Origin of the sequence: Variovorax restrictus, from assembly GCF_051216715.1 — a bacterium.
Lineage (GTDB): Bacteria > Pseudomonadota > Gammaproteobacteria > Burkholderiales > Burkholderiaceae_C > Variovorax.
The window spans coordinates 1,415,517-1,433,802 of record NZ_JBPJZH010000001.1 but is presented as its reverse complement, the minus strand read 5'-3'; the positions used below and the strand labels follow the sequence as shown (position 1 = coordinate 1,433,802).

The following is an 18,286-nucleotide window of genomic DNA, read 5'->3' as shown; positions in this document are numbered from 1 at the left end:
GTCATCCGGCTCCCAAGGCGACCGCGATGCGGTAGGTGATGAAACAGGCAATGTAGGCGAGCCCGAACAGGTAGCCCGCCATGATCCACACGTACTTCCACGAGTTGGTCTCGCGCTTGACGGCGGCCAGCGTCGAGATGCACTGCGGCGCGAACACGAACCAGACCAGCAGCGACAGCGCGGTCGCCAGCGACCAGCTGCCCGCGATCAGCGGCTCCAGCGCGGTGGCCACGTCGTCGCCGGTGGCCGACAGCGCATACACCGTGCCGAGCGCGCCCACCGCCACCTCGCGCGCCGCCATGCCCGGCACCAGCGCGATCGAGATCTGCCAGTTGAAGCCGATGGGCGCGAAGATGTGCTCGAGCCCGCGGCCCAGCATGCCGGCCAGGCTGTATTCGATCGCCGGCCCGGTTGCGCCCGCCGGCGGCGAGGGGAAGGTCGACAGAAACCACAGCAGGATCGTCAGCGTGAGGATGATGGTGCCCACGCGCTGCAGGAAGATCCACGCGCGCTCGTACAGGCCGAGCGCCAGGTTGCGCAGGTTGGGCCAGCGGTAGGCCGGCAGTTCCATCATCAACGGCGAATGCGCGGTGTTGTCGCGGAAGCGCTTCATCACCCAGGCCACGGCCATGGCCGAGACGATGCCGAAGACGTAGAGCGCGAACAGCACGATGCCCTGCAGGTTGAAGATGCCACCCACGGTCTGCGCCGGGATGAAGGCGGCGATGAGCAGCGCGTACACCGGCAGCCGGGCCGAGCAGGTCATGAGCGGAGCGATCATGATCGTCGTCAGCCGGTCGCGCCAGTTGCTGATGGTGCGCGTGGCCATCACGCCCGGGATGGCGCAGGCGAAGCTCGACAGCAGCGGGATGAACGAGCGGCCCGACAGGCCCACGGTGCCCATGATGCGGTCGAGCAGGAAGGCCGCGCGCGGCAGGTAGCCCGAGTCTTCCAGCGCGAGGATGAACAGGAACAGGATCAGGATCTGCGGCAGGAAGATGACCACGCCGCCCAGCCCGGCCACGACGCCGTCGACCAGCAGGCTCTGCAGCATGCCTTCGGGCACCACCGCCTTCACCGCCTCGCCCAGCCATTCGGTGCCGGCCTTGATGGCGTCCATCGGCACGTTGGCCCAGCTGAACACGGCCTGGAACATCAGGAACAGCGTGACCGCCAGGACCGCCATGCCCCACAGCGGGTGCAGCACCACGCGGTCGATGCGGTCGCTGGTGGCCAGGCTGCCGACCGGCTCGGTCACGGCCAGGCCGAGGATGCGGCGCACCTCGCGCTGGGTGGCGAGCACGTCGTCGAGCCCAGGGGCCACCCAGGGCACGGGCGTGGCTGCCACCACCGGCGCGTCGAGCGCGGACAGCAGGTCACGCGCGCCCCCCGCATGCACACCGACCGTCTCGATCACCGGCACGCCCAGCTCGCGCGCGAGCACGGCGGTGTCGACGACGATGCCCTGGCGCTTGGCCATGTCGGTCATGTTCAGCGCCACCACCATCGGCAGGCCGAGCTTCGTGGCTTCGAGCACCAGTCGCAGGTTGAGGCGCAGGTTGGTCGCGTCGGTCACGCACACCAGCAGATCGGGCGGTGGCTCCTTGCTCTGGCCGGTGACGACGTCGCGCGTGACCGCTTCGTCGGCCGACAACGCGTTGAGGCTGTAGGCGCCGGGCAGGTCGAGCACGAAGACGCGGCGCCCGCCCGCGGTGAGCAGCGTGCCTTCCTTGCGCTCGACGGTCACACCGGCGTAGTTGGCCACCTTCTGGCGGCTGCCGGTCAGCAGGTTGAAGAGCGCAGTCTTGCCGCAGTTGGGGTTGCCGAGCAGTGCGACGCGTTCCGGCGGTGCGGCCGCGGCACGGGTGGCGTTGGGACGGAAGTCGAGCGTGGCTTCAACCATGGTGGCTCGCTCCGCGGGTGACGTGGACGAAAGCGGCTTCGTGACGACGCAAGGCGAAGGTGGTGTGACCCAGGCGCACGGCCAGCGGGTCGGCGCCGGGCGTGCCGGTCGCCACGATGCGCACCGCTTCACCGGGGACGAAGCCGATTTCGGTCAGGCGCAGCACCAGCTCGCGGTCCTGGGCGGCCTCGGGCCGCAGCACGTCGAGGACCGTGGCCCATTCGTTGATCGGTAGCTGGTCAAGGCGCAGCGCACCGGCCGCCGCGCCCGCAGCCACAGGGGCTGCCAAAGTCGTTGTTGTCACCCGAACATTCCATCGAGATAAAGATGAGAATTATTCTCGAAAACGATCGGCAGGGCCAAACAACGTAGGACTAAGCCCCTTGGCCCCGGTGCGACAAGACCTCGCCGCAACGAACAACGCCGATGCCCGCAAGGGTCATCGGCGCAGGGTCAGGTAACGGTCAGCAGATTCGCTCGTCGAATCAGGCCGCCAGCAACTGCCGCAACACGAAGGGCAGGATGCCACCGTGCTTGTAGTAATCGACCTCGATCGGCGTATCGATGCGCAAGCGCACCGTGGCTTCCTGGTGCGTGCCGTCGGGGCGGTGCACGTTCAGCTTCACGTCCATCATCGGGCGCAGTTCGCCTTCGATCACCACGTCGATCTTCTCGTGGCCGGTCAGGCCGAGGCTCTGCCATGAATCGGCACCACGGAACTGCAGCGGCAGCACGCCCATGCCTACCAGGTTGGCGCGGTGGATGCGCTCGAAGCTGCGCGCCACCACGGCCTTGATGCCCAGCAGTTGCGTGCCCTTGGCGGCCCAGTCGCGCGACGAGCCGGTGCCGTATTCCTCGCCGCCGAAGACGACCGTCGGCACGCCCTGTTCGATGTACTTCATCGCGGCGTCGTAGATGAACATCTTCTCGTTGCCCGGCTGGAACAGCGTGAGGCCGCCCTCTTCCTGCGTGCCCTTCTCGTCGGGCGGCAGCATGAGGTTCTTGATGCGCACGTTGGCGAAGGTGCCGCGCATCATGATCTCGTGGTTGCCGCGGCGCGAGCCGTAGCTGTTGAAGTCGGCCTTCTGCACGCCGTGCGCCTTCAGCCAGATGCCCGCGGGTGAGCTTTCCTTGATGGCGCCGGCCGGCGAGATGTGGTCGGTGGTGATCGAGTCGCCGAACAGCGCCATCACGCGCGCGCCCGAGAAGCCCGGGTTGGTCGCGGCCGGCTTCATCTTGAAGCCCTCGAAGAACGGCGGCTCGGCGATGTAGGTGGAGGTGGGCCAGTTGTAGACGTCGCCGCTCACGCCCTTGATGCTGCTCCACAGCTTGCCCGGGTTCTCGGCGATCTGCTCGTAGTTCTTGCGGAAGGCCTTGGCGTTCATCGCGAAGTGCAGGTTCTCGTCGATCTCCTTGGCGGTCGGCCAGATGTCGCCGAGGTACACGTCCTTGCCGTGTTTGCCCTTGCCCACCGGCTGGGTCATCAGGTCGACCATCACGTTGCCGGCGATGGCGTAGGCCACCACCAGCGGCGGCGAGGCCAGGAAGTTGGCCTTGAGGTTCGGGTGGATGCGTGCCTCGAAGTTGCGGTTGCCCGAGAGCACCGCCGCTGCCACCAGGTTGTTCTCGGTGATAACCTCATTGATCTCCGGCGTCAGGTCGCCGGCGTTGCCGATGCAGGTGGTGCAACCGTAGCCCGCGAGATAGAAGCCCAGCTTCTCCAGGTACTTGAGCAGGTCCGCCTTTTCGAGGTACTCGGTGACGATGCGCGAGCCCGGCGCCAGCGAGGTCTTGACGTGTGGCTTGACGGTGAGCCCGGCCTCCACCGCCTTCTTCGCCAGCAGGCCCGCCGCCAGCAGCACGCTGGGGTTCGACGTGTTGGTGCAGGAGGTGATCGCGGCGATCAGCACGTCGCCGTTGCCGATGGTCACATGGCCCTTGGGCGAAGCCGGTGCGGTCGCGCTCACGTGCGCGGCGGCCTTGGTCGAGCGGTTGGCGACCATTTCCTCGACCTGGCGCGGCGCGCCGGGCGCGGGTGCCGGCGCTTCGGTGTCGTCGCCGTGGCCGTTCTTCGTGAGCGGGTAGCGGATCTTCAGCTTGTCGGCCGGCTGGTTGAAGCCGTTGGCCTCGTTGGGCTTGCTGTACAGCTCGGAGAACTTGGTCGCCAGGTGGCCGAGGTCGATGCGGTCCTGCGGGCGTTTCGGGCCGGCCAGGCTGGGCGACACCGTGCCCAGGTCGAGCCGGACGATCTTCGTGTAGTTGAGTTCGCCGGGCGCCGGCATGCCGAACAGGCCCTGCGCCTTGTAGTAGGCCTCGAAGCGTTCGATCTCCTGGGCGGTGCGGCCGGTGCCCTTGAAGTAGGCCAGCGTCTTCTCGTCGACCGGGAAGAAGCCCATGGTCGCGCCGTACTCCGGCGCCATGTTGCCGATGGTCGCGCGGTCGGGCACAGCGATGGACGCCGCGCCGGGGCCGAAGAACTCGACGAACTTGCCCACCACCTTCTCGCCGCGCAGGATGGCGGTGACGAAGAGCACCAGGTCGGTCGCCGTCACGCCTTCGCGCAGCGTGCCGGTCAGTTCGAAGCCGACCACGTCGGGCGTCAGCATGTAGACCGGCTGGCCCAGCATCGCCGCCTCGGCCTCGATGCCGCCCACGCCCCAGCCGACCACGCCGACGCCGTTGATCATCGTCGTGTGGCTGTCGGTGCCGACCAGCGAGTCGGGGTACCAGGTCGGCACCTCGGCCTTGTCGTCGGCCGCCTTGTAGACGCCGCGCGCGAGGTACTCGAGGTTCACCTGGTGCACGATGCCGAAGCCCGGCGGCGTCACGCCGAAGGTGTCGAAGGCCTGCATGCCCCACTTCATGAACTGGTAGCGCTCGTTGTTGCGCTGGAACTCCAGCTTCATGTTCAGGTCGAGCGCCTTGGGCGTGCCGTAGTGGTCGACCATCACCGAGTGGTCGACGACCAGGTCGACCGGCACCAGCGGCTCGATGGTCTTGGGGCTCTTGTTGAGCTTCTGCGCCACGCTGCGCATGGCGGCCAGGTCGGCCAGCAGCGGCACGCCGGTGAAGTCCTGCAGCACCACGCGGGTCACGACGAAAGGGATCTCTTCGGTGCGCTCGGCGTTGGGCTGCCAGTTGGCGAGCTGCGCGACGTTCTCGACACCGACCTTCTGGCCGTCGCAGTTGCGCATGACCGATTCGAGCACGATGCGCAGCGACACCGGCAGCTTGCCGATGTTCGGGTATTGCTTGGCGAGTTCCTTCAGCGACCAGTATTTGCCGGACCCTCCCGATGCCGTCTTGAACGTTTTGAGGGCAGATGCGAAAGGGTGCGCCGGTGCTTTGGCCATGGGAACTCCTGTGATTCGTGGAAGCACCGCAAAGATAGCAGGCTTCGAAGTCATTCGCTGTCGGAGGGAGGGCCGTGAGGCCGCACCCGCCGGCGGGCCGCTCCCTTCGGACGGACCCGTATTTCCCTCCTTTGGCGGAGGCCGCGCGACAGGGGCTTCAGGACACCGCCATGCGGCCTCGCGCGGGGCGCGTTGCACGCAGCCCCACCCACTGCAATTCCGCGAGCACGACCACGACCACGGCTTGCGCCAGCACCCAGGCCACCCCGAGCGTTGTCTGCGCCACCAGGCCGCTGGCCAGCAGCGCCACAGCGCCGGCGGCCCAGGCCAGATTGCCGAAGACTACGAGCCCGATCAGCCGGCGCGGCGGTACGGGGCGGCGCGCCATCCACGCCGCGAGCGCGGCATAGGCCAGCAGGAACGCACCGGTGCCGGTGAGCAAAGGCGCCGGCAGGCCGGTCAGTCGCGCCAGCATGTCGGCCAAGCCGAGTTGCAGGGCGCCGGTCGCGGCGCAGGAGATCGCGTCGGCCGCCATCACGCGGGGCAGGAAACGGGGGGAAGCAAAGATCGACATGGTGGAACTCCTTGGGTGGGATCACGCGGCAGGCCCTTCCTGCTGCGTCGGGTCGATGGTTCCGCGTGCGCGTCAGGGCGTCCATGACCCAGGAGGTCATAGCCGCAGCGCGCAAGGCATTCCAGAATGGCCGCCATGCACAGCTCCGCCCCACCTTCTGTTGCACCCGGCGCCCGCGAGCCCTTCGGCGCCCATCTGCGCCATTGGCGCCAACGCCGCCGACTGAGCCAGCTCGACCTGGCGCAGGAGGCCGAGGTGTCGACCCGGCACCTGAGCTGTGTCGAGACCGGCCGCGCCGCGCCCAGCCGCGAAATGGTGCTGCGTCTGGCCGACCGGCTGGGCGTGCCGCTGCGCGAGCGCAACGCCCTGCTGGCAGCGGCCGGCTTCGCCCCGATGTACCGGCAACGCGCGCTCGACGACCCGGCGCTCGCCGCAGCGCGCGGCGCGGTCGACCTGGTGCTCAAAGGCCATGAACCCTATCCGGCGCTGGCTGTCGACCGTCACTGGCACCTGGTCGCGGCCAACCGCGTCGTGCCGCTGCTGATGGCCGGGGCTGCCCCCGCGCTGCTGGAGCCGCCGATCAACGTGCTGCGGTTGAGCCTCCACCCGCAGGGCCTGGCACCTCGCATCGTGAATCTGCAGGCATGGCGTGCGCATTTGCTGGAACGGCTGCAGCAGCAGATCGCGGCGTCGGGCGACGCCACGCTGCAGTCGCTGCACGACGAATTGGCGGGCTATCCGGTGACGGCGTCGACGCACGGCGCACCGTCTTCGAGCGGGGAATTCGCGGGTGTGGCGGTGCCCTTCCAGTTGGCCACCGAGAGCGGCGTGCTCAGCTTCATCAGCACCACCACGGTCTTCGGCACGCCGGTCGACATCACGTTGCAGGAGCTCGCGGTGGAGTCCTTCTTTCCTGCGGACGCACAGACCGCTGCCGCGCTGTCGGCCTTGCACGGTTGACGCGGACCGTCGGCGTCGGCCCACACGCACACGCGCCGTTCGTCCTGCCCCAAGGGCGCGGTGCCTTCGTATGTTGGTGTCTTCCACTTTGCAGAGACCACCACCATGACGACAACCAATGACAACGACCACCAGAAACTCTGGGACCTGATCAAGGACACGCGCTTCGGCATGTTCGTCCACCGCCACCACGACGGCCTGCTGCACAGCCATCCGCTGACGACGCAGAACAAGGCCATCGACGAGGGGGCAACGCTGTATTTCTTCGTACCCAAGGACGGCGAGATTGCCCGCAGCATCGCCACCGACGACGCCGTCAACGTGGCCTACGCCAACACCGACAAGGACAGCTACGTCTCCGTCTCTGGCCGGGCGTCGCTGCTGGAAGACCAAGCCAAGAAGGAAGAGCTGTTCAACCCGATGGCGAAGGCCTGGTTTCCCAAGGGCGTGACCGACCCGAACCTCGGCTTGCTGACCGTGCACATCGACAACGCCGAGTTCTGGGACGTCGACGACAGCAAGATGGTCCAGATCTTCAAGATGATGAAGGCTGCCGTCACCGGTGAACCGCCCAAGAACATGGGCGAGCACAAGACCTTGAACGTCGGTTGAGCGGGTCAAACCCCATGCTCGCGCCCCGCGTGGATCGACGTCTCGCTGCCGTGCTCGGCGAGGATCGCGCCGGCCCGCCGAGTTTGAGCGACTTGGTCGAGGCGGGCTGCGACCAGTTGCCCTTGCCCGGCGGCGGCCGAACGCTGGAACGCTGGCAGGCCCTGGCCGCGGTCGCGGCCAGCGATCTCTCGCTGGTGAAGCGCTTCGAGGGGCACACCGATGCGTTGGCGATCCTGACCGAACTGGGCGGCGCCGAGCCTCCGGTCGGTAGCCGCTGGGGCACCTGGTGCGCCGAGCCGCCCAGCGCACGGGTGGCGCTGCGACGCCGTGGCGACCGGTGGGTGCTCGAGGGCACCAAAGCGTGGTGTTCTGGCGCATCGGATGTCACGCATGCGCTGGTCAGCTGCTGGGACGACGACGGCGCGGCGCGCCTCGCGGCGGTGGCGATGGCGCAGCCGGGGGTGCAGATCACCGACCAGGGTTGGCATGCCGTGGGCATGGCGTCCACGGGCAGCGTTGACGTGGTGTTCGACGGCGCCCTCGCCATCCCGGTCGGCAATGCGGGCGACTACGTCGCACGGGCCGGCTTCTGGCAAGGTGGGGCAGGCATTGCCGCCTGCTGGTATGGCGGCGCGGCCGGCATCGCGGCAATGACGCGAGATCTGGCCGGCCCGAAGCCGGACGCCCACAAGCTGGCGCATCTCGGCGCGATCGACGTCTCACTCGCAGGCGCTGCCGCCGTGCTGCGCGAAACGGCCGCGTGGATCGACGAGCAGCCTTCTTCCCTCGCCCACCAGCCCGCATTGCGCGCCCGCCTGGTGATCGAGGCCGCAGCGACCAGCGTGCTGACGCACGCCGGCCGCGCCATGGGCGCCGGTCCCCTGTGCCGCGACCCGAAGGTCGCGCGCGCCATGGCCGACTTGCCCGTTTTCCTGCGACAGAGCCATGCCGAGCGCGACCTCGCGGCGCTCGGGGAATCGTTGCTGCCCACACAGGAGAGCCCATGGGCGCTGTAGCAGACAAGGCCATCGCCGGCCTGGGCACCACCGAAGATGCGTGGTTGGCATGGCTTGCCGCGCAGCCGTTGCGCTCGGCGACGGCCGACGACCTGCTGGGCGGCAGCCGCCGGCTGGTGATGGTGGCGCCTCACCCGGACGACGAGGTCCTGGCAATCGGCGGTCTGCTGGCACAGCTGTCGACCTTGTGCGGCGACGTTCTGATCGTGGCCGTGACCGATGGCGAAGGCAGCCATGCCGAGTCGCAGCAGTGGCCGCGTGGCCGGCTGGCAGCCGAGCGACCGCTGGAGAGCGCCGAGGCCTGGCGCCGCCTGGGCTTCGGGCAGGCGACCTGCGAGCGCTTGGGCCTGCCCGATGGCGATGTGCGCGGGCACCGCGACACGCTGGTTCGCCACCTGATCGGACTGCTGCGGCCCAGCGATGTCGTGTTCACGACCTGGCGCCACGACGGGCACCCCGACCACGAAGCCACCGGCCGGGCCTGCGCCGTCGCCTGCACGCAGGTCGGCAGCACGCTGGTCGAGGTGCCGGTCTGGGCTTGGCACTGGGCGGCCCCGGGCGACACGCGCCTGCCTTGGCACCGCGCGGTGCGGCTGCCACTCGATGGACCGAGTGCAGCGCGCAAGCGCCATGCGGTCGGCGCGTTCACCAGCCAGCTCGCCGGCGACGCGTCCACCGGTGCAGGCCCGATCCTGCGCAGTACTACCGTGCAACGGGCGCACCGACCTTTCGAAATTTTCTTTGCCTAGCGCCATGACGCCTCACCCCGATCCGCAGACGGTCGACCGCCTGCCCTACTTCGAGTCGCTCTACGACGGCAACGAGGACCCCTACGGCCTGCGCACCCGGTGGTACGAAGAGCGCAAGCGCAACGTGTTGCTCGCCGCCCTGCCCCACCGCCGCTACGCGACCGCCTACGAACCGGGCTGCGGCGCTGGCGAGCTGACGGTGGCGCTGGCCGCGCGCTGCGACACCGTGCTCGCCGCCGACTTCAACGCGCGTGCCGCGGCATCTGCACGCAAGCGCACGGCGGGGCTTCCCAACGTGCGCATCGCATCGCATCAGCTTCCCGAAGACTGGCCCCGCGGCGAGGCGCCCTTCGACCTGATCGTGGTGAGCGAGCTCGGCTATTTCCTCGATGCGCCTGCGATGGAGACGCTGGCCGAACTGTGTGCCGCCTCGCTGACGCCCGAGGGCGTGCTGGTGGCTTGCAACTGGCGCCCCGACTTTGCCGAGCGCGCTCTCCCCACCGACGCGGTGCATGGCGCATTCGCCCATACCGGCCTGGCGCGGATGGTCCGGCATGTGGAGGACGACTTCTTGCTCGAGCTGTGGTGCAACGAACCGCGTTCTGTCGCGCAGCGCGAGGGCATCCGGTGATCGGCATCGTGGTCCCGGCGCACAACGAGGAGCGGGACATCGGCGATACCGTGGCGGCCTTGCTGCTGGCGGCGGCGCATCCGGCGCTGCAGGGCGAGGCCGTCGAAGTGCTCGTCGTGCTCGACAGTTGCAGCGATGCGACCGGTGCGATCGCACGCGCGTGCGGTGCACGCACCCTGGCCGTCGACGCCTGCAACGTCGGGCGCGCCAGGGCCGCGGGCGCTGACGGGCTGCTCGCCGAAGGCGCACGCTGGCTCGCCTTCACCGATGCGGACACACGCGTGTCCCCCGAGTGGCTGGTGTGCCAACTCGAGCTCGGCGCCGATGCCGTGTGCGGCTCCATCGGAGTGGAAGACTGGAGCGTGCATGGCTCGCACGCCGACGCGCTGCGCACCCACTTCGCGCGCACCTACACCGACGCCGACGGTCACCGGCACATCCACGGCGCGAACCTGGGTGTCTCGGCCGAGGCGTACGTGCGCGCGGGCGGCTTCCCCGCGCTGGCCTGCAGTGAAGATGTGGCGCTGGTCGAGGCCTTGCAGGCGACCGGTGCGCGCATCGCGTGGAGCGCGGCGCCACGCGTGTCGACCAGTGCGCGCCACGACGCGCGCGCACGCGGCGGCTTCGGCGACACGCTGCTGGCCGTGATCGCCGCCGGGCTGGCGGCATCGGTGGCGCCGCGGCTGGCCGAGTAGCGGCGCCATGAAAAAAGGCCCGACGATGCGGGCCTTCTGGTTTCAGCGCTGCGCGATCAAGCGGCGACGCCGTCCGCCACAGCTTTGTATTCCTCGAGCTGGTCGAAGTTGAGGTACTGGTAGATCTGCGCGCTGGATGCGTCCAGCACGCCGACGCTCGACATGTACTCTTCCTTCGTCGGGATGCGGCCCAGGCGCGAGCAGATCGCGGCCAGCTCGGCGCTGCCGAGGTAGACGTTGGTGTTCTTGCCGAGGCGGTTCGGGAAGTTGCGGGTCGATGTCGACATCACCGTGGCGCCTTCGCGTACTTGCGCCTGGTTGCCCATGCACAGCGAGCAGCCCGGCATCTCGGTGCGCGCACCGGCATTGCCGAACACGCCGTAGTGGCCTTCTTCGGTGAGCTGGTGTGCGTCCATCTTGGTCGGCGGTGCGATCCACAGCTTGACGGGGATGTCGCGCTTGCCTTCGAGCAGCTTCGATGCCGCGCGGAAGTGGCCGATGTTGGTCATGCACGAGCCGATGAACACTTCGTCGATCTGCGCGCCGGCCACGTCCGACAGCGTCTTCACGTCGTCAGGGTCGTTCGGGCATGCCACGATCGGCTCGTGGATGTCGGCCAGGTCGATCTCGATGACGGCCGCGTAGTCGGCGTCGTCGTCGCCCTTGAGCAGTTCGGGGTTCTTCAGCCAGGCTTCCTGGGCAGCGATGCGCCGGGCCAGCGTGCGGGCGTCGGCATAACCCTCGGCGATCATCCACTTCATCAGCGTGATGTTGCTGTTGATGTACTCGATGATCGGTTCCTTGTTCAGGTGCACCGTGCAGCCGGCAGCCGAGCGTTCGGCCGAGGCATCGCTCAGCTCGAAAGCCTGTTCCACCTTCAGGTCCGGCAGGCCTTCGATTTCCAGGATGCGGCCCGAGAAGATGTTCTTCTTGCCCTGCTTGGCGACGGTGAGCAGGCCCGACTTGATCGCGTACAGCGGAATCGCGTTGACCAGGTCGCGCAGCGTGACGCCGGGCTGCATCGTGCCCTTGAAGCGCACCAGCACCGACTCCGGCATGTCCAGCGGCATCACGCCGGTGGCCGCCGCAAAGGCGACCAGGCCGGAGCCGGCCGGGAAGCTGATGCCGATCGGGAAGCGCGTGTGGCTGTCGCCGCCGGTGCCGACGGTGTCGGGCGTCAGCAGGCGGTTGAGCCAGCTGTGGATCACGCCGTCGCCCGGGCGCAGCGAGACGCCGCCACGGTTGGCCATGAAGTCCGGCAGCTCGTGGTGCATCTTCACGTCGACCTTTTTCGGGTACGCCGCCGTATGGCAGAACGACTGCATGACGAGGTCGGCCGAGAAGCCCAGGCAGGCCAGGTCTTTCAGTTCGTCGCGGGTCATCGGGCCGGTGGTGTCCTGCGAGCCGACCGAGGTCATCTTGGGTTCGCAGTACGTGCCCGGGCGCACGCCCTGGCCTTCGGGCAGGCCACAGGCGCGGCCGACCATCTTCTGCGCGAGCGAGAAGCCCTTCTTGGTGTCGACCGGGCTGGTCGGCAGGCGGAACAGCGTGGACACGGGCAGGCCCAGCGCTTCGCGCGCCTTGGTGGTCAGGCCGCGGCCGATGATCAGCGGAATGCGGCCACCGGCGCGCACTTCGTCGAACAGCACGTCGCTCTTGACCTGGAACTCGGCGATCACCTTGCCGTCCTTGAGCGCCTTGCCTTCGTACGGACGCAGCTCGACCACGTCGCCCATGTTCATCTGCGTCACGTCGAGTTCGATCGGCAGCGCGCCCGAGTCTTCCATCGTGTTGTAGAAGATCGGCGCGATCTTGCCGCCCAGGCAGACGCCGCCGAAGCGCTTGTTCGGCACGTAGGGGATGTCTTCGCCGGTGAACCACAGCACGGAGTTGGTCGCGCTCTTGCGGCTGGAGCCGGTGCCGACCACGTCGCCGGCATAGGCCACCAGGTGGCCGCGGGCGCGCAGGTCTTCGATGAACTTCACCGGGCCGCGCTTGCCGTCTTCTTCCGGCACGATGCCGGGCCGCGCGTTCTTGTGCATCGCCAGGGCGTGCATCGGGATGTCGGGACGCGTCGTCGCATCGGGCGCGGGCGACAGGTCGTCGGTGTTGATCTCGCCGGCCACCTTGAAGATGCTGACCGTGATGCTCTCGGGCACTTCCGGACGGCTGGTGAACCACTCGGCATCGGCCCAGCTCTGCAGCACGGCCTTTGCGTTGGCGTTGCCCTTGTCGGCCTTTTCCTTGACGTCGTGGAACTGGTCGAACATCAGCAGCGTCTTCTTGAGGCCTTCGGCCGCGACGGCGCCGACTTCGGCATCGTCGAGCAGGTCGATCATCGGGCTGATGTTGTAGCCGCCGAGCATCGTGCCGAGCAGTTCGGTCGCACGGGCGCGCGACAGCAGCGTGCTCTTTTCGGTGCCATGCGCCACGGCCGCCAGGTAGCTGGCCTTGACCTTGGCCGCGTCGTCCACGCCGGCCGGCACGCGGTAGGTGAGCAGGTTCAGCAGGAACTCGCCGTCGGATGCCGACGCGTTCTTCATCAGCTCGATCACCTCACCGGTTTGCTTGGCGGTGAGGGGCAGCGGCGGGATGCCGAGCGCGGCGCGCTCGGCGACATGGTCAACGTAGGCTTGCAACATTTTCTTTTCTCCGGGAACTGGGACAACTGCGGCTCGTGTTCTCACGTCCGAGCAAGAGCCGCGCCGCGCAAGCGGCTCTTGGGGGGCGCCGTGCCTGCTTACTTCTTCGCGGCGTCAGCACCCTCGAACAGGCTCTTGGGCGGGTTCTTCTTCATTTCTTCGGCATAAGCCACCTGGGCCGGCGCCATGCATTCGTCGGCGAGGCGCAGGCCCTGCTTCTGGTTCATCAGCATCGACTTGTTGGCGATCTGCAGCCACATCGCGCCGGCTTTGGGGTCCTCTAGGCGGATGGCGCCGGTGCGGCTCTCGACCGGGTGCATGCGGTAGCGCGCCCCCTTGGTCGACACGGTGAAGAAGCCGGCCTTCTTCTCGTCGGCGGTGATGGTCACGTCGGCACCCAGCTCGCACTGGATCTTGCCGGTGTACACGCGCTGGGCGACGGCCAGGTCGGTCTCGCTCAGCGCGATGTCGGTGCTGGTGTCGATGGGCGTGACTTCCTCGACGGCCTTGGCGGCGCGGGGCGTCACCTGGCGCTTCTTGGCGGCGGTCGTGGTGGACTTGGCGGCCGGCTTGGCGGCGGGCTTGGCCGCGGCCTTGGCTGCCGGCTTGGCGGGGGTGGCCGTCTGTGCGTTGACGGCCAGGGGCAGCGCCAGCGCTACGGCGGCGATCAGTGCAAAGGTCTTGTTCATGGGGGTCGGTGTCCTTGAAGGATGAAAGTCAGTGACTCGGGGAGGAGAACCAGGCCAGTGCCTCGGCGGGCAGGTGGCGGCCTGTGGCATGGGCGCGTTCGAGCACTTGCCAGAAATGGCGGTAGCTCGCGCGGTCGTGGAGGCTGCCGTCGATGCTGACCGGCGCCCAGTCCTGGCGGATGGCGGCGTCGACGATGCGCACGGCGAGCGCGATCTGGCCTTCGTCGGGCGCGAAGGCCTCGAGGATCGGACGGATCTGGCTCGGGTGGATGCTCCACATGCGGGTGTAGCCGAACGCGTCGGCGGCCCGTTTCGCCGCGGCGCGCAGGGCCTCGACGTTGCTGAATTCCGTGACGACGCAATGCGACGGCACTTTGCCGTGGGCGTGGGCGGCCGAGGCGATCTCGAGCTTGGCGCGCACCACGAGGGGATGGCTGAACTGGCCCGCCACACCCATGCCGTCAGCCGGAATCGCGCCGGCGTGGGCCGACACGAAGTCCATCAGCCCGAAGCTGAGCGATTGCACGCGGGGATGGGCGGCGATGTCGAAGGCACGGTGCACGGCCAGTGGCGATTCGATGAGCACGTGCAGCGGCAACTGCGCAGCACCGGCAGCATCGAGCGCCGCGGCAGCCTTGGCCACGTCGTCGACCGACTCGACCTTGGGCACCATCAGGTGGCTCAGCCGCTGGCCGGCGCGGCCGGCGATGGTGGCGATGTCGGCCTCGAAAGCGGCGTGGTCGACCGGGTGTACGCGCACGCCGACGCGCATCGCCGGCGCAGCGGCCAGCGCGAGCTCGGTGACGAGCTGCGCATGCTCGGCTTCGCCACCGACGGGGGCGCCGTCTTCGCAGTCGAGCGTCACGTCGAACACGCAGGCACCGAACTCCTCGGCCATCTCGGCCTGGAGCGCGAGGCTCTTCTTCATGCGGGCTTCGACGCCGCTGTAGTGGTCGCACACCGGCAGCACGATGGCGCCGGCCTGCGCGCCCAGGAGCACGTCGCGCGGATGGGTAGACGCCGCGCTCATGCCTTGCGGGCCACCATGAACAGGCGCGGGAAGGCCAGCAGCAGCTTCCCGTCCACGCGCGGCGGATAAGCCTGCGCGATGCGGCGCTCGTAGGCGGCGAGGTAACTCGCCTTGAGCTCGGCGTCGAGCGGGTCGACGAAGGGCTTGAGCCCGGTGCTGCTCACCCATTCGACGATGGCCGCAGCCGACGCCATGGGGTGCTGGTAGATGGTGTGCCAGACATCGACGTGGGCGGCATCGCGCGCCAGCAGGTCGTAGTAGCCACCGATGCCGAGCAGCTCGGTGCGCAGCTTGTCGGCGTCGCCGATGGGTTCTTGCCAAGGCGCCTCGGACGCGACTTCGCGCATCAGACGGTGCGTGGGTTCCGCCCGGTTGTCGGGCATCTGGATGGCGAGCACGCCACCGGGCGCCAGGGCGGCGAACAGGCGCGGGATCAGCGTCTCGTGATCCGGGACCCATTGCAGCGCCGCATTGGCGTAGATGAGATCGGGGGCGACATCGGGCGTCCACTGGCCGATGTCGCCGAATTCGAACCGGGCCTGCGGCAGCCGCTTGCGCGCGCTGACCAGCATGGCCTCGGAGTTGTCGATGCCCAGCACGTCCGCTTGAGGGAAGCGGCGCGCCAGCAGTTCGGTGGAATTGCCCGGGCCGCAGCCGAGGTCGACCACGCGGGCCGCCTGCGTCAGCGGAACGCGCGCCAGCAGTTCGGCGGCCGGACGCGTGCGCTCATCCTCGTAGCGGGTGTAGAGCGCGGGATTCCAATCGAGCATCGACGTGGGCCGTGCTTACTTGACCAGATGGGCGACGCCGGCCTGCTCGTCGGTCAGTTCCTTGAGCGTCTTGTCGATGCACTGCTGGCTGAAGGCGTCGATCTCGAGGCCTTCGACGACCTTGTACTCGCCGTTCTCGCAGGTGACGGGGAAGCCGAACATCACGTCCTTCGGAATGCCGTACTGGCCGTCCGACGGGATACCCATCGTGACCCACTTGCCGTTGGTGCCCAGGGCCCAGTCGCGCATGTGGTCGATGGCGGCGTTCGCCGCCGAGGCGGCCGACGACAGGCCGCGCGCCTCGATGATGGCCGCGCCGCGCTTGCCGACGGTCGGCAGGAAGGTGTTGGCGTTCCATTCCTGGTCGTTGATCATCTTGGCGACGCTCTCGCCCTTGATGGTGGCGAAGCGGTAGTCGGCGTACATCGTGGGCGAGTGGTTGCCCCAGACGGTGAGCTTTTCGATGTCGGCCACGGCCTTGCCGGTCTTGGCGGCGATCTGGCTGGCAGCGCGGTTGTGGTCCAGGCGCAGCATGGCGGTGAAGTTCTTGCGCGGCAGGTCGGGCGCGCTCTTCATCGCGATGTAGGCGTTGGTGTTGGCGGGGTTGCCCACCACCAGCACCTTGACGTTGCGGCTGGCGACGGCATTGAGCGCAGCGCCCTGCGCCGTGAAGATGGCGCCGTTGACGGCCAGCAGTTCGGCGCGTTCCATGCCGGGGCCGCGCGGACGCGAACCGACCAGCAGCGCGTAGTCGACATCCTTGAAGGCGGTCATCGGATCGCCATGGGCTTCCATGCCGGCCAGCAGCGGGAAGGCGCAGTCGTCGAGCTCCATCATCACGCCCTTGAGCGCCTTCTGAGCCTTCTCGTCGGGAATCTCAAGCAATTGCAGGATGACCGGCTGGTCCTTGCCGAGCATTTCGCCGGAAGCGATGCGGAACAACAGGGCGTAACCGATTTGGCCGGCGGCGCCGGTGACGGCAACGCGAACAGGCTTTTTGCTCATGGGAAAGACTCCAGAAGATGGTGAGAACGGTGTCGGCCAGCACGGCGGCGGCCCCGGTGCCCGCAGCGGGCGGACCCGTGTGGCGGAACAGCCTCGCATTTTATGCCGATTCGCCGTTTGGAGCGCACGCGTCTTATGTCTTATATAAGATACAGCCCGTCTGCACGCCGCGAGGTGAGCGAAACGCCATGAACACGCCCACCCTCCCCGACCCCGCCACGCCGTCCTTCAGTCCGCTGTACCAGCAGATCAAGGCGTTGATCCTGCAGAGCCTGCAGGTGGGCGAATGGAAGCCGGGCGAACCGATTCCGAGCGAGATGGACCTCGCCGCGCGCTTCCGCGTGAGCCAGGGCACCGTGCGAAAGGCCATCGACGAACTCGCCGCCGAGAACCTTCTGCTGCGCCGCCAGGGCAAGGGCACCTTCGTCGCGACCCATGCCGAGCAACAGGTGCAGTACCGCTTCCTGAAGCTGGTACCCGACAGCGGCGACACCGCCACCGAAGGCCCGGCCGAACGCACCATCGTCGACTGCAAGCGACTGCGCGCCTCCGCCGACGTGGCGCGCGCACTGGCCCTGCGCACTGGCGACGCCGTGCTGCAGGTGCGCCGCGTGCTGGCTTACGCCGGGGTGCCGACCATCCTCGAAGACCTCTGGCTGCCCGGCACGCCGTTCAAGGGCCTCACGGCCGAGCGCCTGCGCGCATGGCACGGTCCGATGTACGCAATGTTCGAAGCCGAGTTCGGCGTGCGCCTCGTGCGTGCCGAAGAAAAGATCCGAGCCGTCCTGCCCGACGTAGAACAGGCGCTGCTGCTCGATGTCGTCACCGGAACGCCGCTGCTGAGCGTCGAACGCGTCGCGCACACCTACAACGACACCCCGATGGAGCTTCGGCGCGGCCTCTACCGCACCGACACCCACCACTACCGCAACGAACTGGGCTGAAATGAAACCTCCCCCGACGCGGCGCACTGCGTGTCGCTGCCTCCCCATCGAGGGGGCGCGCCCAGCGGCCTGGCACAGCCAGTTCCGCGGGCGCCCTGGCATCTGGCGTGCCGGCTTCATCGCCGCCAACACGGCAGCGTCCGACCATTCCAGTGCGGTGACGCGGCGGCGTCCGCTGCACGATGGTGCATTGCAATAGAATTTTGCGTTGTTTGCATTTCCGTCAAAGACAAGCAGCTACCCCGAAAAAGCAACGAAAGCCCCCATGACCGAGCTTGCCAAAACACCCCGTCCACCGAGACGCGAGTTCCGCAACATCAATGCGTTCACCGACCTCACCACCTACCGCCTTCCGCCCGCCGGCATCGTTTCGATCCTGCACCGCGTGAGCGGCGTCGTGATGTTCCTGTTGCTGCCGTTCATCATCTGGATGTTCGACACCTCGGTCTCCTCCGACATCTCGTTCGCACGCTTCAAGGCCGCCTTCAACAGCGGCCTGGGCTTCGCGCCGGGCTGGTTCCTGAAGCTGGTCGCGCTGGCCCTGATCTGGGCCTACCTGCACCACTTCATCGCCGGCCTGCGCCACCTGTGGATGGATGTGAGCCACGCCGCGGTCAACAAGGAGTTCGGCAAGAGCTCCGCGATCGCCACGCTCGCCCTGAGCATCCTGCTGACCGTCGTCCTCGGCGCGAAGCTCTTCGGCCTGTATTGAG

Annotated in this window: 17 protein-coding genes; 8 read left to right on the top strand and 9 right to left on the bottom strand. The window is 68.1% G+C overall.

The window, feature by feature from the left end; translation table 11 throughout:
• Position 1: 1 nt before the first annotated feature.
• The 4 genes from feoB to ACSFA0_RS06655 all read right to left on the bottom strand — a co-directional run bounded on the left by feoB (position 2) and on the right by ACSFA0_RS06655 (position 5,830).
• Entirely contained in the window at positions 2 to 1,903 is a 1,902-nt protein-coding gene (gene feoB, locus ACSFA0_RS06670) for a ferrous iron transporter B (RefSeq protein WP_435449424.1), read from the bottom strand.
• Entirely contained in the window at positions 1,896 to 2,207 is a 312-nt protein-coding gene (locus tag ACSFA0_RS06665) for a FeoA family protein (protein WP_435449423.1), read from the bottom strand. Before ACSFA0_RS06665 ends, feoB begins: the two co-directional genes overlap by 8 nt.
• Positions 2,208 to 2,388: 181 nt before the next feature.
• Complete coding sequence (locus ACSFA0_RS06660) at positions 2,389 to 5,256, bottom strand: aconitate hydratase (RefSeq protein ID WP_435449422.1); 2,868 nt, start codon at positions 5,254 to 5,256, stop codon at positions 2,389 to 2,391.
• Positions 5,257 to 5,413: 157 nt separating this feature from the next.
• Positions 5,414 to 5,830 (bottom strand): hypothetical protein, encoded by a 417-nt coding sequence (locus ACSFA0_RS06655; RefSeq protein ID WP_435449421.1) that lies wholly within the window; start codon positions 5,828 to 5,830, stop codon positions 5,414 to 5,416.
• A gap of 135 nt (positions 5,831 to 5,965) precedes the next feature.
• On the opposite strand from ACSFA0_RS06655, the gene ACSFA0_RS06650 reads away from it, so the two are divergent.
• The 6 genes from ACSFA0_RS06650 to ACSFA0_RS06625 all read left to right on the top strand — a co-directional run bounded on the left by ACSFA0_RS06650 (position 5,966) and on the right by ACSFA0_RS06625 (position 10,493).
• Entirely contained in the window at positions 5,966 to 6,790 is an 825-nt protein-coding gene (locus tag ACSFA0_RS06650; RefSeq protein WP_435449420.1) for a helix-turn-helix domain-containing protein, read from the top strand.
• 105 nt (positions 6,791 to 6,895) lie between these two features.
• Complete coding sequence (locus ACSFA0_RS06645; protein ID WP_435449419.1) at positions 6,896 to 7,402, top strand: pyridoxamine 5'-phosphate oxidase family protein; 507 nt, start codon at positions 6,896 to 6,898, stop codon at positions 7,400 to 7,402.
• 14 nt (positions 7,403 to 7,416) lie between these two features.
• Positions 7,417 to 8,418: an acyl-CoA dehydrogenase family protein gene (locus ACSFA0_RS06640; RefSeq protein WP_435449418.1), complete on the top strand. Its 1,002-nt coding sequence runs from the start codon at positions 7,417 to 7,419 to the stop codon at positions 8,416 to 8,418.
• On the top strand, positions 8,406 to 9,167 hold the full coding sequence (locus ACSFA0_RS06635; RefSeq protein WP_435449417.1) for a PIG-L deacetylase family protein: 762 nt from the start codon (positions 8,406 to 8,408) through the stop codon (positions 9,165 to 9,167). Before ACSFA0_RS06640 ends, ACSFA0_RS06635 begins: the two co-directional genes overlap by 13 nt.
• 4 nt (positions 9,168 to 9,171) lie before the next feature.
• A complete protein-coding gene (locus ACSFA0_RS06630) occupies positions 9,172 to 9,798 on the top strand; it encodes a methyltransferase domain-containing protein (RefSeq protein ID WP_435449416.1) in 627 nt (208 codons plus the stop codon).
• Positions 9,795 to 10,493 carry a glycosyltransferase family 2 protein gene (locus ACSFA0_RS06625; protein WP_435449415.1) on the top strand — a complete coding sequence of 233 codons (699 nt, stop codon included), beginning with the start codon at positions 9,795 to 9,797 and terminating at the stop codon, positions 10,491 to 10,493. Before ACSFA0_RS06630 ends, ACSFA0_RS06625 begins: the two co-directional genes overlap by 4 nt.
• 56 nt (positions 10,494 to 10,549) lie before the next feature.
• On the opposite strand, the gene ACSFA0_RS06620 is transcribed toward ACSFA0_RS06625, so the two are convergent.
• The 5 genes from ACSFA0_RS06620 to ACSFA0_RS06600 form a co-directional block, all read right to left on the bottom strand.
• Entirely contained in the window at positions 10,550 to 13,135 is a 2,586-nt protein-coding gene (locus ACSFA0_RS06620; protein ID WP_435449414.1) for a bifunctional aconitate hydratase 2/2-methylisocitrate dehydratase, read from the bottom strand.
• 98 nt (positions 13,136 to 13,233) lie between these two features.
• Positions 13,234 to 13,824, bottom strand: a complete 591-nt coding sequence (locus ACSFA0_RS06615) for a hypothetical protein (protein WP_435449413.1) — start codon at positions 13,822 to 13,824, stop codon at positions 13,234 to 13,236.
• 28 nt (positions 13,825 to 13,852) lie between these two features.
• Positions 13,853 to 14,854, bottom strand: a complete 1,002-nt coding sequence (locus ACSFA0_RS06610) for an HpcH/HpaI aldolase/citrate lyase family protein (RefSeq protein ID WP_435449412.1) — start codon at positions 14,852 to 14,854, stop codon at positions 13,853 to 13,855.
• Positions 14,851 to 15,624: a trans-aconitate 2-methyltransferase gene (gene tam / locus ACSFA0_RS06605; protein WP_435449411.1), complete on the bottom strand. Its 774-nt coding sequence runs from the start codon at positions 15,622 to 15,624 to the stop codon at positions 14,851 to 14,853. Before tam ends, ACSFA0_RS06610 begins: the two co-directional genes overlap by 4 nt.
• A gap of 15 nt (positions 15,625 to 15,639) precedes the next feature.
• Positions 15,640 to 16,629, bottom strand: coding sequence for a malate dehydrogenase (locus ACSFA0_RS06600; protein ID WP_435449410.1), 990 nt, complete (start codon positions 16,627 to 16,629; stop codon positions 15,640 to 15,642).
• A 188-nt stretch (positions 16,630 to 16,817) separates the two neighbouring features.
• Between ACSFA0_RS06600 and ACSFA0_RS06595 the strand changes: the two genes are divergently transcribed.
• Both ACSFA0_RS06595 and sdhC read left to right on the top strand, forming a co-directional pair.
• The gene (locus ACSFA0_RS06595; protein WP_435449409.1) at positions 16,818 to 17,573 is read left to right on the top strand and encodes a GntR family transcriptional regulator; all 756 of its coding nucleotides are present in this window, start codon (positions 16,818 to 16,820) and stop codon (positions 17,571 to 17,573) included.
• 265 nt (positions 17,574 to 17,838) lie between these two features.
• Complete coding sequence (sdhC, locus tag ACSFA0_RS06590; protein ID WP_435449408.1) at positions 17,839 to 18,285, top strand: succinate dehydrogenase, cytochrome b556 subunit; 447 nt, start codon at positions 17,839 to 17,841, stop codon at positions 18,283 to 18,285.
• Position 18,286: the final 1 nt, after the last annotated feature.

Excerpts from the sequence above, each read along its gene's own strand:
- ACSFA0_RS06635 (WP_435449417.1), top strand. The coding sequence starts at position 8,406 with ATGGGCGCTGTAGCAGACAAGGCCATCGCCGGCCTGGGCACCACCGAA.
- ACSFA0_RS06630 (WP_435449416.1), top strand. The coding sequence starts at position 9,172 with ATGACGCCTCACCCCGATCCGCAGACGGTCGACCGCCTGCCCTACTTC.
- feoB (WP_435449424.1), bottom strand. The coding sequence starts at position 1,903 with ATGGTTGAAGCCACGCTCGACTTCCGTCCCAACGCCACCCGTGCCGCG.
- tam (WP_435449411.1), bottom strand. The coding sequence starts at position 15,624 with ATGCTCGATTGGAATCCCGCGCTCTACACCCGCTACGAGGATGAGCGC.
- ACSFA0_RS06650 (WP_435449420.1), top strand. The coding sequence starts at position 5,966 with ATGCACAGCTCCGCCCCACCTTCTGTTGCACCCGGCGCCCGCGAGCCC.
- ACSFA0_RS06600 (WP_435449410.1), bottom strand. The coding sequence starts at position 16,629 with ATGAGCAAAAAGCCTGTTCGCGTTGCCGTCACCGGCGCCGCCGGCCAA.
- ACSFA0_RS06595 (WP_435449409.1), top strand. The coding sequence starts at position 16,818 with ATGAACACGCCCACCCTCCCCGACCCCGCCACGCCGTCCTTCAGTCCG.
- ACSFA0_RS06615 (WP_435449413.1), bottom strand. The coding sequence starts at position 13,824 with ATGAACAAGACCTTTGCACTGATCGCCGCCGTAGCGCTGGCGCTGCCC.
- ACSFA0_RS06645 (WP_435449419.1), top strand. The coding sequence starts at position 6,896 with ATGACGACAACCAATGACAACGACCACCAGAAACTCTGGGACCTGATC.
- ACSFA0_RS06620 (WP_435449414.1), bottom strand. The coding sequence starts at position 13,135 with ATGTTGCAAGCCTACGTTGACCATGTCGCCGAGCGCGCCGCGCTCGGC.
- ACSFA0_RS06655 (WP_435449421.1), bottom strand. The coding sequence starts at position 5,830 with ATGTCGATCTTTGCTTCCCCCCGTTTCCTGCCCCGCGTGATGGCGGCC.
- ACSFA0_RS06610 (WP_435449412.1), bottom strand. The coding sequence starts at position 14,854 with ATGAGCGCGGCGTCTACCCATCCGCGCGACGTGCTCCTGGGCGCGCAG.
- ACSFA0_RS06640 (WP_435449418.1), top strand. The coding sequence starts at position 7,417 with ATGCTCGCGCCCCGCGTGGATCGACGTCTCGCTGCCGTGCTCGGCGAG.
- sdhC (WP_435449408.1), top strand. The coding sequence starts at position 17,839 with ATGACCGAGCTTGCCAAAACACCCCGTCCACCGAGACGCGAGTTCCGC.
- ACSFA0_RS06660 (WP_435449422.1), bottom strand. The coding sequence starts at position 5,256 with ATGGCCAAAGCACCGGCGCACCCTTTCGCATCTGCCCTCAAAACGTTC.